The sequence below is a fragment of the Zhongshania borealis genome, from assembly GCF_039539625.1.
GTDB lineage: Bacteria > Pseudomonadota > Gammaproteobacteria > Pseudomonadales > Spongiibacteraceae > Spongiibacter > Spongiibacter borealis.
Map to the genome: position 1 here is coordinate 622,514 of NZ_BAABDM010000002.1, position 15,272 is coordinate 637,785.

The following is a 15,272-nucleotide window of genomic DNA, read 5'->3' on the forward strand; positions in this document are numbered from 1 at the left end:
AGATATATCTTCAAGTCTTATTCAGTTTTAGTCTTGCCGTCACCAATGCGGCGAATAGAAATAGCCCGATAAAGGTGTAGAAAGCAATATCGTAGCTGCTGAGGTGATCGTACACAGAGGCGCTAAAATAAATAAGGCCGAGCGTAAATGGCAGCATTCCGGGGAGTGTATAGCCAAACACTTTGCCAAAGGAGGTGTTACCAAATGCCTTGGCAACCAGTACACCTTGGAATGACGGTATAGATGCCATGCCTAGGCCATAAACGACCGACGCAAAGGTAAACTGCCAATAGCTTGCACTGATCAGAAACTGCCAGATCCCGCCAGCCTGAATCGCTAGGGCAAATAGAATTGCAATTCGGGCGTCGAAGCGGTCGATGAGCCAGCCCCAGAATACCTTACCAAATAGCGCTGATATGCCGATTGTAGAGAAGAGTGTGGCGGCCTGCAGATCGGAAAAGCCAATGTCGCTAAGATAGGGTACTACGTGCGTTACCATGGCAGTTAGCACACCGGAAGGTATGCCCATGACGATAATGATTTTCCAAAAGTTGGCTGATAGAAGAATGTCCCGGCTACTATAATTAATCCCTAAGGGTTCGGTATCCGCTGCCGTCGTGTTGGCACTTTGTTGATTAAAATCTTTTATGAGACCTTTATCTTCTGGCCGAGTAAATACGAGGTAAGCGACTAAGGGGACGACAATCAAAAATATGGCTAGCCCAAAAATACCGTAGCTCGTTCGCCAACCAAAACTCGCGATCAATCCGGCGCTTAGAATTGGCATTAGCATCGCTGCGAATGACAAGCCAATTGCAGATGCGCCCAGAGCGAGCCCGCGATACCTATAAAACCAGTTCGTTAGTAATTTATTGGTGGCGAGTGCGCCGACACCTTGAATCGAGATGCCAATGAATAAACTGACAATGATATAGAGCTGAAGGTGTGATTGGATCTGCGAGAGTAAGATTAAACCCACGCTCATTACGGATGTGGCGGTCATAATAATGCGCCGTATTGGGTATTTATCTAGTAGTCCGCCAATAAAGGGAGCCGAGAAAGACATGGAAAAAAGGAAAATCATAAGCGGCAGCGATGCTTGGGTTCTAGAGCTTCCTAGTTCTTCAGCAAGCGGCTTTAGAAATACACCGTATGAATAGAAAAAGCTCATGCTTGCGAAATTCAGCAATATGGTAATGCCGATGATGACCGCACCGTAGTTTATACTGAGCTTGTTTTGTGTCGCTGTACTGATTTTACTCTGCATACTCTGTGCCTTTATGTGTTGGATTTGATATTAGCTAACTGAAATGGCATTTATCAGCTAGGGCATTTTTTGGGTGCTAAACTATTTATACTTTTGTCACCGGCAGCCGATCTAATCAGTGTGACGACATCGATGTATGCTTCAGTATTAATGACATAACAGCCTCGTTATCGTTATAAGACTGGCGTCATTTTAGATTCGGTGAGCGAGCTTCGGTTAATGGTGTTGGATATTAGAGCACCTGACGAAGAAACAATCAAACCTGTTTGTTATTTGTTTTGGCTATGTTAGCATAATCACCAATACCGCATTAATAAATCTAATCAAAACGTAGTGATCGCAGCATAGATTTGCGAGCCGTGGGAAATATATGAGCCAATCACATAGTAAGTACCCTAATTTGTTCTCGCCGCTGGACCTCGGTTTTACCCAGTTAAAAAACCGCGCAATTATGGGGTCTATGCACACCCATCTAGAGAATATGGCCGATGGCCCTGAGCGCATGGCGGCTTTTTACGCCGAGCGAGCAGCCGCGGGTGTCGGTATGATTATTACCGGCGGGCATTCGCCAGACGAGCTCGGCACGATGTGGCTAGGTGAGTCAAAACTCACTAATAGTGAGGAGGTTGAGCGACATCGTATAGTAACGAACGCGGTACATGCGGCCGCGCCAGATTGCAAAATGTGTCTTCAAATCCTTCATTCAGGCGCATTTGGTTGGCACGATCAAGTCGTTGCTCCCTCTGCTATTCAGTCCCGCGTTAATCCCCGTGTGCCTCGTGAAATAAGCGAGCAAGAGATATTAGACGCCATCGCGAGTTTTGCTCGTTGCGCAAAGCTCGCCAAGGAAGCTGGATATGACGGCGTTGAGATCATTGGTTCAGCCGGTTACCTTATTAGTGCGTTTTTGTTGCAGCGTACAAATAAGCGAGAAGATCAATGGGGCGGTAGCTACAGCAATAGAATGCGCTTCGCTGTTGAAACCGTCAGACAAGTGCGTGAAGCGGTAGGCGACGACTTTATCGTTATATACCGTATTGCCGGTATGGAATTACTTGAGAATGGCTCATCTTGGGACGAAGTAGTGCAGCTCGCGCAGGGCGTTGAACAAGCGGGCGCCAATATACTGAGCACGCATTTCTCGTGGCATGAGGCAAAAATTCCTACTATTGCGAATATGGTGCCGCGCGCTGCTTATACTCAGGTAACCGGTCGGATTAAAGCGAAGCTGAATATACCGACTATTACTAGCAATCGAATCAATATGCCGGACGTTGCCGAGAATGTCCTGGTGCAGGGGCATGCTGACTTGGTGTCCATGGCTCGACCAATGCTGGCGGATCCAGATTTTATCCTAAAGGCTAAAGATGGTCGTGAAGATGAAATAAATACCTGTATTGCCTGTAATCAAGCGTGCTTAGATCATGGCTTCGAAGACAAAGTGGTCTCTTGTTTGGTAAACCCACGTGCGTGTCATGAAACACTGCTTAATTATCTACCCACCCCTGCGCCGAAACGAATCGCGGTAGTGGGCGCTGGGCCGGCAGGAATGTCGTTTTCAACGATTGCGGCGAGTCGTGGACATCACGTTGTTTTGTTTGATGACAATGAGGCGATTGGCGGGCAAATGAATCTTGCACGGCAAATTCCTGGCAAACATGAGTTCAATGAAACCTTGCGCTACTACCGCCGGCAAGTGGAGTTGAATGGTGTAGAGACGCGCCTTGGCAAGCGTGTAAGTGCAGCGGAATTATTACATGAGGGGTTTGACGAGGTCGTTCTTGCAACCGGCATTGTGCCGAGGCATATCGATGTTGATGGTATTGATCATCCCAAAGTCATGGGCTATATCGACGTGATTAAAGGTAATAAGGTTCCCGGTAAAAACGTTGCCATTATTGGCGGTGGCGGTATTGGCTTTGATGTTGCGGAACTCATTACCCACGTCGGCGAACATCCGTCGTTGAATATTAAGAAGTTTGCAGAAACATGGGGGATTGATTTCGAGAATCATCCTCGTGGCGGTGTAACGGGTGTGGTGCCGGTTGCGGAGCCTTCGGCCCGTAGTGTGACTATTTTACAGCGCAAAAGTACACCGGTTGGCAGCACGCTAGGAAAAACAACTGGCTGGACTCACAGAATTGAGTTGCGCCGTAAAAATGTTGAAATGATCAACTCGGTAAGTTACCACAAAGTAGACGACCTCGGTTTGCATGTTAGTGTTTCTGGTGTGGCCCGTGTTCTGCCTGTTGACAACGTTATTATTTGTGCTGGGCAGGAGCCTCTTCGTGAACTCTACGATGAGCTGTGCGAAGCCGGGTGCAAGGTGCAGCTAGTTGGCGGCGCCTACGAAGCCTCCGAGTTAGATGCAAAGCGTGTTATTAAGCAGGCGTCGGAACTAGCTGCAGCAATCTAGCATACTGTTTCGATAATTTCAGGCCTCGGCATCTTGATACTCGTCTATAGCAAATCTATACACAAGACTCTCCCTTGGGTGGTTTAGCCGCCCTTTTTTTCCAAAAGTTTGGTGTCCCCTAATGATCAACAGTCAGTGGATTTTACAGAGTAGGCCGGAAGGTGAAGTTGAGCAGGAAAATTTTCGTCTTTGCGATAAGCCTATTCGGCCTATCACAGAAGGAGAGTTTTTGGTCGAGGTGAGGTATCTCTCTGTAGATCCGTCGCAGCGCGGTTGGTTGAATGATGTTCGCAGTTATGTGCCGGCAGTTGCGATAGGTGAAGTGATGCGCGCGACCGGCGTTGGTTATGTGCTCGAATCAAAACATCCCGATTTTACCGAGGGCGATGTGGTTGAAGGCGGGCTAGGTTGGCAGACCTATGCGATTTGTAATGGCAATGAAGTGTTTCCCATTCGTAAAGTAGAGTCCTCTTACCCCCTATCGTATTCCCTGCATGTATTAGGTCTCACGGGCTTGACTGCCTATTTTGGCATATTACGTGTAGCGCGGATCAAAAAAGGCGATGTGGTTGTGATTTCTGGCGCTGGCGGCGCTACAGGATCAGTCGCTGGGCAGCTTGCAAAAAATTGTGGTGCGACGGTGATAGGTATCACGGGCGGTAGGGAAAAGTGTCACTGGTTGACAGAAGAGCTGGGATTTGCCGCGGCAATAGATTACAAAAATGAATCTGTGGCCGAGCGCTTAGTGAGTCTATGCAAGAACGGCATAGACGTGTTTTTTGATAACGTCGGCGGCCAAATTCTCGATGATGTGTTGCTTAATCTAAAGGTGGGTGGCCGAATTGCATTGTGTGGTGGGATCTCAAGCGGCTATGGCACAGCAGACTTACCGCCGGGCCCGAAAAATTATATGCAACTGGTTATCCGAAGGGCTGTAATGCAGGGCTTTCTGGTGTTGGATTATATCGATGAATTTCCAACCGCGCTCGCTGAAATTTCCGCGTGGATCGATAGTGGTGAGCTCAAAGTGAAGGAATCATACGCGGAGGGCATTGAGTCTTGCCCACGGGCTCTAAAGGGGCTGTTCCGCGGTGAAAATATTGGAAAGCAGTTAGTTAGAATTAAAACTTCATAACGATGGTAGATCTCCCTATGGCAGTTGAGCAACGCAAGTCACTTGTTAGAGAGTTTAGGAGTCTAGCGGATCGCGCCTTAGAACGGGCGGCTAAGCGCGGCGACGAGACCGCGATTTATCTGGAGCACGATAGCGCCATAAGCTATGGGGCAATCTTCACCGAGGCGATGGCACTGGCATCCGGATTGAATCGCTTAGGATTGGTGAAGGGGGATGTCCTTAGTTTTCAGCTGCCTAATTGGCGTGAAACTGTCGCGATAGACATAGCTTGTTGCTGGCTGGGTTTGGTGCTCAACCCTATTGTGCCTATCTATCGCGATAACGAAGTGCGGCATATTCTGGCTGATTGCCGGGCAAAAGCGATATTCATTCCAGATAGCTACCGAAATTTTAATTACGCTGAAATGATCGCGGAATTAAAGAGTGAACTGCCGCTGTTGGAGCAGGTTATTATTGTTCGCGGTGACGCTACGCGAGCGGCAGAGTGCAGCTATGCTTCGCTGGTGAATGAGACTGGCGCTTACCCTGCGCAAGCTGCTATTGCACCAGACGACACCAAGATTATTATGTATACCTCAGGGACCACCGGCAAGGCAAAAGCCGTCTATCACAGTCATAGCTCCCTGGCCCACGCCATATTTAATGGGGTCGATGGCTGGGGGTTGGCAGAGGGCGACATCATGTTGATGCCGTCACCGGTAACGCATATAACCGGCTATGCAAACGGTATTGAGTTACCTTTCTTTAGCGAGGCAAAGGCGGCGTTTATGGAGCGTTGGAATGTTGACGCCGCCGTGGCCTATATCGAGCGCATAAAAGCGACATTCTGCGTGAGCGCCACACCATTCTTGCAAGAATTAGTGGAGAAGGCTAAATCTAGCGGTTGTCGCCTGTATAGCCTGCGCGCGTTCGCCTGTGGTGGCGCCGCAGTTCCCCCTAGTTTGATCACCACAACACGTGATGTGCTCGAAAACTGCCGAGCATTTAGGGTTTACGGGTGCACAGAGGCGCCACTGATCTCTGTGGGCTTTATTGGCGAAGATGAACTCCTGCTTGCGGCAAATACCGATGGCCGTGTTTTCAATTGGGATGTGAAAATAATTGACGACAACAACGACGAGCTTGGGCTGGGTTGTGATGGCGAAGTTATTGTAAAAGGTCCCGCGATGATGGCCGGCTACGGCGAAGAGAGTCAGACTGCGCAATCAGTAGATTCACATGGCTATTTTCACACCGGTGATATTGGTCACCTAACGCCGGAAGGCGCGATTGTTATTACTGATCGTAAAAAAGACATTATTATTCGTGGCGGTGAGAATTTATCCGCGAGAGAAATTGAGGATGTGCTGTATAAGCACCCTCTGGTTTTAGAGGCCGCAGTTGTGGCAATGCCCCATGCGAGATTGGGTGAGGGGGTTTGCGCGCTATTGGTCACCCGCGATGGGACCAAGCCATCGCTTGCTGAGTTAATTCCCTTTTTTCAACAAGTAAAGCTTGCTAAACAAAAGTGGCCGGAGCGGGTCGAATACCGAACGGAAATGCCAAAAACCCCATCGGGAAAGATTAAAAAAGACATACTACGAAAAGAAGTAGTTCAGAATCTTTCATCGACTACGGCGTAGTGCGCTCGCTGTTTTTGGGGTGGGTGCTGTGTCAAGAATTACCGCCCTGATGTAAGGGTTTTGTTTCTGTTAAAAGTGAATCTTACGACTGAAACGCCCTAGACGTCCTGTTCAGCAATATAAAAGCCTGTTTATTATATTGTAGATCAGCTCGATGGACTGCCTTTACGTAAAGTCATTGAGCTGGAGCTGATTCCGCGGCGCGGCAGCTGTCCCTTGACGCACTGAAATTTATTCCCTGAGACTTGTCGCCCTCCTGGGCGAAATGGTTTTCAAATAGATGTTGGCCATTAGCCTGCTATGGCCTCACTTCCAGAAAATTCCCAGTAATACTATTACTTGCTTAGTCTGCACTTATTATCGCTAAAAATCGCAAGCAATCATAAAAACTTATCATCGCAGATTGCATTGCTGAAGCGTAATGCCTACAATAAAAAACAACACAGATTGTTTTATAAGATCTGGCCTGACTTTTACAGGCAGCAAATGTAAGAGCGTCGAGCAACAAACTATGAATGATAAGAATTTTAGAAAAGAGGTCCGCGCGTTCATACAGGATGAATTGACTCCTGAGCTTCGCCGCGCGGGTGAACTCATGACCAGTGTTTTTGCAGATTTTGATGCGACGATGGCTTGGCATAAAAAATTGTATAAGCGAGGCTGGGTCGCGCCTGATTGGCCAGAGGCCTATGGCGGTACTGGTTGGACATTGAATCAGCGCTATATTTTTCAGGAAGAATGCAAATTATCAAACGCACCGGCGTTATTGCCGATGGGACTACAGATGCTTGGTCCAATGTTGATCCATTACGGCAGCGATGAACAAAAAGCGCATTACTTGCCCCGCTTGCTGTCTGGCGACGATGTGTGGTGCCAGGGTTACTCCGAACCCGGCGCAGGCTCGGATTTAGCCTCTTTAAGCACGTCGGCGGTCCGTGACGGCGAAGACTATATTATTAACGGTTCAAAAATTTGGACGAGTTACGCTCAGCACGCCAACAAGATTTTCTGTTTAGTACGTACATCAAAGGAAGGTGCTCCCCAAGCTGGTATCAGTTTTATTTTAGTCGACATGGATTCGCCAGGTATCAGTGTGGACCCGATTGTTGGCTTAGACGGTCTTGTTGAGCAATGTCAGGTTTTTTTTGATGGTGTTCGCGTTCCTGCGGCAAATTTGGTTGGTGACGAAAATCAAGGTTGGGAGGTCGCCAAATACCTCTTGGAATTTGAGCGTGGTGGTCATAACTTCACAATTGATCATAAAAAACAGATGGCCAAAATTCGCAAGCAGGCGTCGGAAGAATACGACGCAGAAGGGCGATTGTGGCGCGATAACCCTGTACTCCAAATCCGTCTCGCCGAAGTGGCGGTTGACGCCCTAGCGCTTGAGTACACTGAGTTGAGAATTAAAGGTGCATTGAACGCTGGGGGAAATCCTGGCGCCTTGTCTTCTCTCTGTAAGGTCGTAGGCACTGAAACCGGTCAGCGTTTTAATGAAATTAGTATGGATATTTTGGGCGCCCAGGCGCTGCCATTTCAATTGGATGCCCTCGAGCCCGGTTTTAGTGGCGAGTTAATTGCCGCCGACTACGCACTGACGTGCATGCCTGAGTACATTAATAATCGCGCAGCAACCATATACGGCGGTTCGGCTGAAATTCAACGCGATATTATCGCCAAGCGCGTACTGGGACTCTGAGGAAACGATTGCTATGTACATTGAATTTTCAGAAGAACAGCGGATGTTTCAAGAAAGCGCTGAAAAATACTTAACTGAAAGCTATGAATTTGATGCGCGCCAAAAAATTGTAAAGTCAGACCAGTATTTCGGCGCTGAACAGTGGCAAACCTTTGCGAACTTGGGCTGGCTGGCTATGAGCTTTGCCGAAGACGTGGGCGGCTTCGGAGGCGGTGCATTAGAGACCATGCTTCTTAGTGAGCAGCTGGGTGCAAACCTCGTGGTAGAGCCGTACTTGGAAACGGTAGTGCTCGGAGGCCAACTCATTGCCGCTGGCGGCAGCCTCGATATTAAGTCGCGTTACCTCGATGCCATCATCAGTGGTCAATGCCAAGTGGCTTTGGCGTGGTCCGAGGCCAAACATCACCAGGCGATGACTGACGTGGCGATGGCTGCAAGTGTGTCAGGGAACAGTATTTCGTTTAGTGGCCGTAAGACCGTCGTGTTGAATGGCGCTGCCGCTGATCTTGTGTTGGTTCTGGTGCGAACGAGCGGCGAGCCGGGCCAGGCAGAAGGGTTGAGCTTAGTCCTAGTAGACACAGACAATGAGGGTTGCCACCGTCGCAGCTATAAAACCTATGACGGCCGCAATGCCGCTGAGTACAGTTTTTCCGACGTACGGGTTCCGCTTGCGAATGTGTTGGGAGTACGAGGAAAGGCAATGGCTTTACTTGCCCCAATAGTAAGCCTCGGTATTTTATCGCTGTGCTCCGAGGCGGTTGGCGCAATGACTGCGCTATTAAACGCAACTGTAGATTACACAAAACAACGCAAGCAATTTGGTCAACCAATATCCCAATTTCAAGTGCTTAGGCACCGCATGGCAGACATGTTTATCAATGTGGAGCTTAGTCGATCACTCATGCTTGCCACCGCGTGGAAGCTTGATCATGACGACGCGGACGCCGAGCTATGTCTGGCGGCGCTAAAAGCGAAGGTTGCCAGTGCCGGGAAGTTTATTGCGCACAACGCGATTCAGTTACACGGCGGTATCGGTACAACCGACGAGCTAAAAATAGGCCATTACTTCAAGCGTATAGCAGCAATAAATAGCCAGTTTGGAAGCCGCGATTTCCATCTGGCGCGATTTGCCCATCTATCTCAACAATAAATATCAGAAGGAGTTCGTTATGGATCTTAAGTTAAAGGGTAAGGCAATTTTGATTACGGGTGCCTCTAAAGGTATTGGTTTGGCGCTTGCTAAATATCTTGCCGCCGAAGGCGCAAATATCAGTGTATGCGCGAGGAATGCAGAGGAAGTTGCGGCCGCTGTTGAGGCCGTAAAAGCCTTTGGTGTTAAGGCCTATGGCGCGGCCGTTGATGTTAAAGATGCGGCGTCGTTAACAGCATGGGTAGACAACTCAGCAAAAGTGCTGGGTGGTGTCGACGGTTTTGTTTCAAACGTGAGTGCCGGTGGTAGTGCAGCTGATGAGGCTGGTTGGGCGGCAAACTTTGAAACGGATGTGCTTTCAGCGTGGAGTACGGTTCAAGCTGTGCAACCGCATTTAGAAAAATCAACGTCGCCCTCTATTGTAAATATTTCGTCAACAGCGGCCTTAGAAGCCTTCGCTGGGGCGGTTCCATTCAGTACCTTTAAAGCGGCGATGCTCAATTATTTTGGCAATTTGTCAAATGTGCTGGCGCCACAGGGTATTCGTGTTAACAGCGTATGCCCAGGGCCGGTTTTCATCAAAGACGGTGCATGGGATCAGATTAAAACCAATATGCCTGAAGTGTATGAATCTACCGTTGCGGCAATCCCTATGGGGCGCATGGCAACAGCAGAAGAGGTATGTGTTCACGTGGCGCTGTTACTAAGCCCAATATCCAGTTTCACCACGGGCACGAACATTGTGGTTGATGGGGGATTCACCAAGCGCATCCAATATTAATGTGCCGATCTAAGGTTGTATTATGAAAAATATTCTAGATTTAACTGGTAAAATTGCACTAGTGAGCGGTGCATCAAGTGGCCTTGGCGAGCACTTTGCAGAAGTGCTTGCTGCCTATGGCGCGGTCGTGATTTGCACCGCACGTCGAGTTGATCGTCTTGTTAGCCTTGCGGCAAAAATACAAGCCACCGGCGGTGTGGCCCATGCCATAGAAATGGATGTGACAGACCGAGACTCGGTTAAATGCGCTTTTGATAAGACATTGGCACTTGCCGGTGTACCAGATGTTGTTGTTTGCAATGCTGGTGCAACGGGTGGTCAGGCCTTTCTGGAGATGGAAGAGACAGTTTGGGACCACGTGCTCAACGTGAATGTAAAGGGCGTGTTTAATTTAGGTCAAGAAGCCGCTCAACGTATGGTTGCGGCAGATAAGGCGGGAAGTATTATCAATATCTCGTCAATTTGCGGAACGAGGACCTTCCCCGGCTTGGCACATTACTCGTCTTCGAAGGCGGCTGTTGATCAGTTGACTCGCACCATGGCGCAAGAGCTTGCGCCGCACAATGTTCGCGTCAATGCGATTGCGCCCGGCTACTTTTTAACTGAGCTCACCGCAGATTACTATGCGACGGAAGCAGGTCAAAAAGATGTGGCCGGTTTGCCGCTGGGTCGCCTAGGCAAGCTTGAGGAGTTAGATGGTCAGCTCTTGTTATTAGCGAGTGACGCTGCAAGCTTCATGAGTGGTGGTGTATACACTGTTGATTCAGGCCACTCTGTACGTCTGGGTTAATGTAAAATGATGTTTTGGCGGCCGCAAGGTCGCCTTTTTTTTGCCAAAAATTCCTTAAATACGCTGGCTTTAATAGTGGTTCACTTTGTGCAAAATAGTGCAGCAAAATGCTCTCAGTAAAAGGTGGTTTTCTGCAGCGCTAGGATCTATGCTCGGTTTACTGAGTCGTGTTTAAGGATACAGGTGATGTGTGCCAGTGAATTATTAGAACGCATTTGTAGAGTGGCGCTTTACTATAGAGATATGGGATTTACTTCACTTAGGAGAGCACATGCCAACAAAAAATGAGCTAATCAATTTCTTTAGGTCAGAATTTCCACAAGCAGATATCGTTATTGAAAGTGTCTCGGCGAAATCGGTAACAATTAGAAAGAAAATAAACCACACACACTTGCGCCCCGGCGGCACAGTATCAGGACCGACTTTAATGGAAATGGCCGATGCTGTTATTTATGTCGCTATATTGGCAGAAATTGGTTTGGTTGCACTTGCCGTGACGACGAGCTTGAACATCAATTTTTTGCGCAAGCCGGCATCTGATAAAGACATATTGGCGGTATGTAAGTTGATTAAACTTGGTAAGTTACTGGCCGTTGGCGAGGTATCATTGTTTTCCGAGGGCGAGGATGAACCGGTAGCACACGCTGTTGGTACCTACGCCATTCCACCGAGATAGATGATGCAGTCAGTGCGACAGCCGATGTATTTACGCTGTCGCTATTTTTCTGAGTTACGCGCTTTCTACTCGATAGCAGTTCTAAAATCCCATTTCTTCTGGCGTTGGTATCCTGCGTAGTGTCTGTCCGCCAGAGATATCGATTAGCTGCCCGGTGATGAAAGCCTCGTCTGACAGCAACCACAGTGCGGCGTTGGCGATGTCATTGGAGGTCGGAAGCCGCCCTAATGGAATCTCTTTCAAAAAGGCATTTTCTATCGTCGCGTCTTGGAAATAGCCCGCAGTCATTGCCGTAGCAGTAAAACCCGGCGCAAGTGAGTTAACTCGAATATTCCGTGGGCCATATTCCACTGCCGCAATACGCACCAGCTGGTCCGCCCCGGCTTTGCTGCCGCCGTAGGCGCCGAGACCCGGCGGTGGAATTACGCTAGCTTGACTCGAGGTAGTCACAATGGAACCGCCATTGCTCATGGCTGTGGCCATTTGCTTGATAAACAGTGCCGCGCCGACAAAATGTACGTCGCTGGCTTGTTTCAGCATGGCTTCGGTAGTATCTGCTATTGGTGCAGAAACATCGATACCGGCAAAGTTTATGGCTGCATCGAGTTGCCCGTAGTGGCTGATTGCCGCTCCGGCTAAGGCGCTTAGTTGAGTCTCGTTGGTGATATCGCATTCGACAGCGATGGCACCTAGGGATTTTGCTATAGCGTCTACTCGGCTTATTTGGCGGCCAGCGAGTATGAGGCTGGCGCCCTCTTCTTTGAGACGGCGCGCAGTGGTCGCTGCCATGCTGCGCTCGTCGGAAACGCCTAAGACGACGACAACTTTATTGGCTAATCGAGGGCTCATTATTCTGCTCCTTTATTGTTCGGCGGCTTGTTTGGCTTGTTCTTTGGCGCGCCGGGCAATGTCGTCAAAGGGTTCCATTGTCCATTTAATTCCTCTGCGAAGCAGCGTGTAAAAAACCGGGAGGTCCCAGGCGCAGCGATCGACCGTCGGCCAGTAATCGAGTAGTGGTTGCATATCGTGGTGGTGGCGACAGTGACCGAGGGTTAAGTAGAGTACTTCGCCTTTGCCGACCTCGTGGGTGTAGAGCACGGGATGACGCGCGTGCTCCCATTCGTCTTCTACAAACCCCTCTGCCTTGCCACCGTACTCGGCGTCCAATAGGACATTGAGCTTTCCGTAGGTTTTCATTAGGTAAAGCTCGTCGGTGCTTTCAAAGGGGCTAATGCCTTCAACGAGCGGGTGATCTGGGTTGGCAACCGACACAGTATACGGCGCAATAGGTGGATGCGAGCGGAACATGCTGCCGAGGGTCTCTACAAATAGCGGCGCCCAGTCTGGTGTGCCGTACAACCCGTTGTTCATAAGTCGAATGATGGAATTGGTACCGTGTAAAGCATACCATCGACCGCCATCGGCCACCCATTTATAAAGTGCTTCCTGTGCTGTCAGGGAGGGCACCACATTGCAGGTATAGGTGACAATGATATCGGCATTATTGATGGCGTCGATGTTTTCATAATCTTCAAACACCCGAACACGAATACGATCATCTTCGGCAAGGAGTTTTAACAGTTCGAGCCGTGCAAAATCGATGTCGTGCCAGACACCGCCCGCAATCAGAACACAGTTAATTCTGCCTGCTGTATATTTTTTATCCGTCATGAAGTGCTCCGGTATTTTACAGGGTCGGCTTTGGCAGCGTCGGGTCGTTGGCTAGGCAGTAGTCCACCCATTTGTGGAAGAACTGGTTGCCTTTTTCGTTGCGACCAAACATCACGTGGGAGTGCGCGCCGGATTCAATGCCTTTTTGTATTCGTAAGCCCATGTAATAGTCTTCGGTATCTACTACGTTGCGAAGCCATTCCATCATTTCCTCTAAGGCTTGTGTCTCGTCGTCGGTCTTTGGCGCTGTGTGGTGAATAAAATATAAATGAGTGGTATTTTCCGCCGGTGTTGGACCGGGAATAATTTGGGCTATTTGGGTGATCTCCGGGGCAACGAATATGGATACATTGGGGAAAATAGTGCGAATGAAGTCAAATCCGTCATTCTCGTGTTGCCAGTATTCGTCGGGATCAACGTCTTTAAGGGTGTGAATGCTGCGTTGAGGGAAGCCCAGTAGTATATGCGGGCCGTAGTTTTCAAAATGCATAACGTTTGAATATGTACGCGGCGCCACTGTTTCTGGATGGGCAATGGCAAAGTGGTAGCCTTCGAGGTAGCCGTCGTAGGCAATTTTCCAATTTGCGCCATAAATAGTGCGTTTCCCGCAGTAGTGCCATTTGTCGAAACCCAGCTGCTCGATGTCTTCGATCATGCCCCCGAGGTGTTCTTCAAAATCTACTGAGGTGTCGCCGTTCAATACCGCGAAGATCATACCACCACGCTCATATGTTGGCAGCTGCGTTAAGCCGTGGCAGCTTTTGTCGACTTCGCCAAATTTGTCGCGGTCAGCGACCGCAATCAGATCGCCGTTATTGCGAAATGACCAGCCGTGATACTGACAGGTAAAGCGTGAGCGACTGCCGTACTCATCAATGGCAACTTGCATGGCACGGTGCGGACAGACATTGAGCATTACTCGCGCACTGCCGTCTGCGGTGCGGGTGATCAGCAGCGGCTTGTCGAGGAACTGCATGGTTTTGTAGTCCCCCGGCTTAGGTAGCTCCTGGCTTAAAGCGATAAAAATGGGCCTATTTTTAAAAATTAAGTCCATTTCTTGGTGCCAGCCTCCCTGGTCGGTATAGGCCGTGGTTGGCACGGACATGGTGTCTTCTGCCATGTCTGTCTTTTTTTCGTCAACGTAGTCAATCATCTTTTGGACGACGTGATTATATAGCGCTTTTTTGCTCATACTGACCTCTGGAAATAAGCAGCGTTAGATGTCGAGTTGCAGTGGGCCGTATCCGCTCACTTCATACTTTGTGACTTGCATGTCTTCAATGTCGAGGGTTGCCGCTAGGGCTAAAAACTCGCCTATGTGGGGAAGTGAAAGGTGGAACATTAACGCCTCTTCAGAGGCCCAGTGCTCGAAAATACACACGATATTAGGATTCGCGATATCGACAGCAATGGAATAGGCAATACAGCCTTCCTCGGCATGTGTTGGTGCCAGTATTTTCTGCGCACCGGCAATATAGCTAGCAGTGTCTTTTGGGTTTACAGTGATTCGCGCTGAAATAGTGATCATGGTGTTTTACCTTTGTCTTTATATGCAAATGTTCACGAAGTCGCTTTGGCTAGGCCGGTAAACATCATGGCGTAGGCCGCGTTAAAAAAATCTCGTGCCTCTTGCTCTCGGCCCGGTTCAGTTTCAAATTCTCCACGGTAGCTTAGGCGACATTTACCACCATCTACGATGCTGAGTTTACCGCTAGCTATATACTTTACTACGCCTGCTGGGCGGTCGTTTACGATGGCGAGTGAGAAGCTGTAACTACTCGGGTCAATGCTAAGTAACTGCTCACTAACTGCTGATGGGAAGCCGACATTGTAAATGTGACGGATCATTCCCACGCCGTTGCCTTCGATTTCGACGTGATCGATGTCGACCGCAAGGCTAGGCGGCCACCAGCGTTGAATATTGCCGAAATCCGCAAGCAGCGACCATATAGCATCGCGCGAAGCGGAGAAGTCGTGGAAAGTATCGATTGTTTGCATAATTAGTGACTTATTGTTGACACATTATTAAGTAGTGTTCCCTAGTCTCCACCATTTGTTATTTGCC

General features: G+C 49.0%; 14 protein-coding genes. 8 read left to right on the forward strand and 6 right to left on the reverse strand.

Annotation, left to right across the window (positions count from 1 at the left end; translation table 11 throughout):
- Positions 1 to 10: 10 nt before the first annotated feature.
- Positions 11 to 1,267 (reverse strand): MFS transporter, encoded by a 1,257-nt coding sequence (locus ABD836_RS09150; protein ID WP_344934889.1) that lies wholly within the window; start codon positions 1,265 to 1,267, stop codon positions 11 to 13.
- Positions 1,268 to 1,637: 370 nt separating this feature from the next.
- On the opposite strand from ABD836_RS09150, the gene ABD836_RS09155 reads away from it, so the two are divergent.
- The 8 genes from ABD836_RS09155 (at position 1,638) to ABD836_RS09190 (ending at position 11,536) form a co-directional block, all read left to right on the forward strand.
- Positions 1,638 to 3,683 carry an oxidoreductase gene (locus ABD836_RS09155; protein WP_344934891.1) on the forward strand — a complete coding sequence of 682 codons (2,046 nt, stop codon included), beginning with the start codon at positions 1,638 to 1,640 and terminating at the stop codon, positions 3,681 to 3,683.
- A 121-nt stretch (positions 3,684 to 3,804) separates the two neighbouring features.
- Positions 3,805 to 4,818: an NADP-dependent oxidoreductase gene (locus tag ABD836_RS09160; protein ID WP_344934893.1), complete on the forward strand. Its 1,014-nt coding sequence runs from the start codon at positions 3,805 to 3,807 to the stop codon at positions 4,816 to 4,818.
- A 17-nt stretch (positions 4,819 to 4,835) separates the two neighbouring features.
- On the forward strand, positions 4,836 to 6,440 hold the full coding sequence (locus tag ABD836_RS09165; protein ID WP_344934895.1) for an AMP-binding protein: 1,605 nt from the start codon (positions 4,836 to 4,838) through the stop codon (positions 6,438 to 6,440).
- A 511-nt stretch (positions 6,441 to 6,951) separates the two neighbouring features.
- Complete coding sequence (locus tag ABD836_RS09170; RefSeq protein ID WP_344934897.1) at positions 6,952 to 8,139, forward strand: acyl-CoA dehydrogenase family protein; 1,188 nt, start codon at positions 6,952 to 6,954, stop codon at positions 8,137 to 8,139.
- A gap of 13 nt (positions 8,140 to 8,152) precedes the next feature.
- Positions 8,153 to 9,289 carry an acyl-CoA dehydrogenase family protein gene (locus tag ABD836_RS09175; RefSeq protein ID WP_344934899.1) on the forward strand — a complete coding sequence of 379 codons (1,137 nt, stop codon included), beginning with the start codon at positions 8,153 to 8,155 and terminating at the stop codon, positions 9,287 to 9,289.
- A 19-nt stretch (positions 9,290 to 9,308) separates the two neighbouring features.
- Positions 9,309 to 10,070 carry an SDR family NAD(P)-dependent oxidoreductase gene (locus ABD836_RS09180; RefSeq protein ID WP_344934903.1) on the forward strand — a complete coding sequence of 254 codons (762 nt, stop codon included), beginning with the start codon at positions 9,309 to 9,311 and terminating at the stop codon, positions 10,068 to 10,070.
- A gap of 22 nt (positions 10,071 to 10,092) precedes the next feature.
- A complete protein-coding gene (locus tag ABD836_RS09185; RefSeq protein WP_344934905.1) occupies positions 10,093 to 10,860 on the forward strand; it encodes an SDR family NAD(P)-dependent oxidoreductase in 768 nt (255 codons plus the stop codon).
- 271 nt (positions 10,861 to 11,131) lie between these two features.
- Positions 11,132 to 11,536, forward strand: a complete 405-nt coding sequence (locus tag ABD836_RS09190; RefSeq protein ID WP_344934907.1) for a PaaI family thioesterase — start codon at positions 11,132 to 11,134, stop codon at positions 11,534 to 11,536.
- A gap of 81 nt (positions 11,537 to 11,617) precedes the next feature.
- Here ABD836_RS09190 and ABD836_RS09195 read toward each other — a convergent pair whose 3' ends face one another.
- From ABD836_RS09195 to ABD836_RS09215, 5 genes are read right to left on the reverse strand one after another with little or no spacing between them, the layout of a single operon-like run.
- Entirely contained in the window at positions 11,618 to 12,385 is a 768-nt protein-coding gene (locus ABD836_RS09195; protein WP_344934910.1) for an SDR family oxidoreductase, read from the reverse strand.
- Between the two features lie 12 nt (positions 12,386 to 12,397).
- Positions 12,398 to 13,207, reverse strand: coding sequence for a ThuA domain-containing protein (locus ABD836_RS09200; protein ID WP_344934912.1), 810 nt, complete (start codon positions 13,205 to 13,207; stop codon positions 12,398 to 12,400).
- A gap of 16 nt (positions 13,208 to 13,223) precedes the next feature.
- Entirely contained in the window at positions 13,224 to 14,399 is a 1,176-nt protein-coding gene (locus tag ABD836_RS09205; protein ID WP_344934914.1) for an aromatic ring-hydroxylating oxygenase subunit alpha, read from the reverse strand.
- A 24-nt stretch (positions 14,400 to 14,423) separates the two neighbouring features.
- The gene (locus tag ABD836_RS09210) at positions 14,424 to 14,735 is read right to left on the reverse strand and encodes a putative quinol monooxygenase (RefSeq protein ID WP_344934916.1); all 312 of its coding nucleotides are present in this window, start codon (positions 14,733 to 14,735) and stop codon (positions 14,424 to 14,426) included.
- A 32-nt stretch (positions 14,736 to 14,767) separates the two neighbouring features.
- Positions 14,768 to 15,205 (reverse strand): SRPBCC family protein, encoded by a 438-nt coding sequence (locus ABD836_RS09215; protein ID WP_344934918.1) that lies wholly within the window; start codon positions 15,203 to 15,205, stop codon positions 14,768 to 14,770.
- Between the last annotated feature and the right edge of the window lie 67 nt (positions 15,206 to 15,272).

What these genes read in the sequence shown, in the direction of transcription:
- ABD836_RS09150 (WP_344934889.1), bottom strand. Translation starts at nt 1,267, where the DNA reads ATGCAGAGTAAAATCAGTACAGCGACACAAAACAAGCTCAGTATAAAC.
- ABD836_RS09155 (WP_344934891.1), top strand. Translation starts at nt 1,638, where the DNA reads ATGAGCCAATCACATAGTAAGTACCCTAATTTGTTCTCGCCGCTGGAC.
- ABD836_RS09160 (WP_344934893.1), top strand. Translation starts at nt 3,805, where the DNA reads ATGATCAACAGTCAGTGGATTTTACAGAGTAGGCCGGAAGGTGAAGTT.
- ABD836_RS09165 (WP_344934895.1), top strand. Translation starts at nt 4,836, where the DNA reads ATGGCAGTTGAGCAACGCAAGTCACTTGTTAGAGAGTTTAGGAGTCTA.
- ABD836_RS09170 (WP_344934897.1), top strand. Translation starts at nt 6,952, where the DNA reads ATGAATGATAAGAATTTTAGAAAAGAGGTCCGCGCGTTCATACAGGAT.
- ABD836_RS09175 (WP_344934899.1), top strand. Translation starts at nt 8,153, where the DNA reads ATGTACATTGAATTTTCAGAAGAACAGCGGATGTTTCAAGAAAGCGCT.
- ABD836_RS09180 (WP_344934903.1), top strand. Translation starts at nt 9,309, where the DNA reads ATGGATCTTAAGTTAAAGGGTAAGGCAATTTTGATTACGGGTGCCTCT.
- ABD836_RS09185 (WP_344934905.1), top strand. Translation starts at nt 10,093, where the DNA reads ATGAAAAATATTCTAGATTTAACTGGTAAAATTGCACTAGTGAGCGGT.
- ABD836_RS09190 (WP_344934907.1), top strand. Translation starts at nt 11,132, where the DNA reads ATGCCAACAAAAAATGAGCTAATCAATTTCTTTAGGTCAGAATTTCCA.
- ABD836_RS09195 (WP_344934910.1), bottom strand. Translation starts at nt 12,385, where the DNA reads ATGAGCCCTCGATTAGCCAATAAAGTTGTCGTCGTCTTAGGCGTTTCC.
- ABD836_RS09200 (WP_344934912.1), bottom strand. Translation starts at nt 13,207, where the DNA reads ATGACGGATAAAAAATATACAGCAGGCAGAATTAACTGTGTTCTGATT.
- ABD836_RS09205 (WP_344934914.1), bottom strand. Translation starts at nt 14,399, where the DNA reads ATGAGCAAAAAAGCGCTATATAATCACGTCGTCCAAAAGATGATTGAC.
- ABD836_RS09210 (WP_344934916.1), bottom strand. Translation starts at nt 14,735, where the DNA reads ATGATCACTATTTCAGCGCGAATCACTGTAAACCCAAAAGACACTGCT.
- ABD836_RS09215 (WP_344934918.1), bottom strand. Translation starts at nt 15,205, where the DNA reads ATGCAAACAATCGATACTTTCCACGACTTCTCCGCTTCGCGCGATGCT.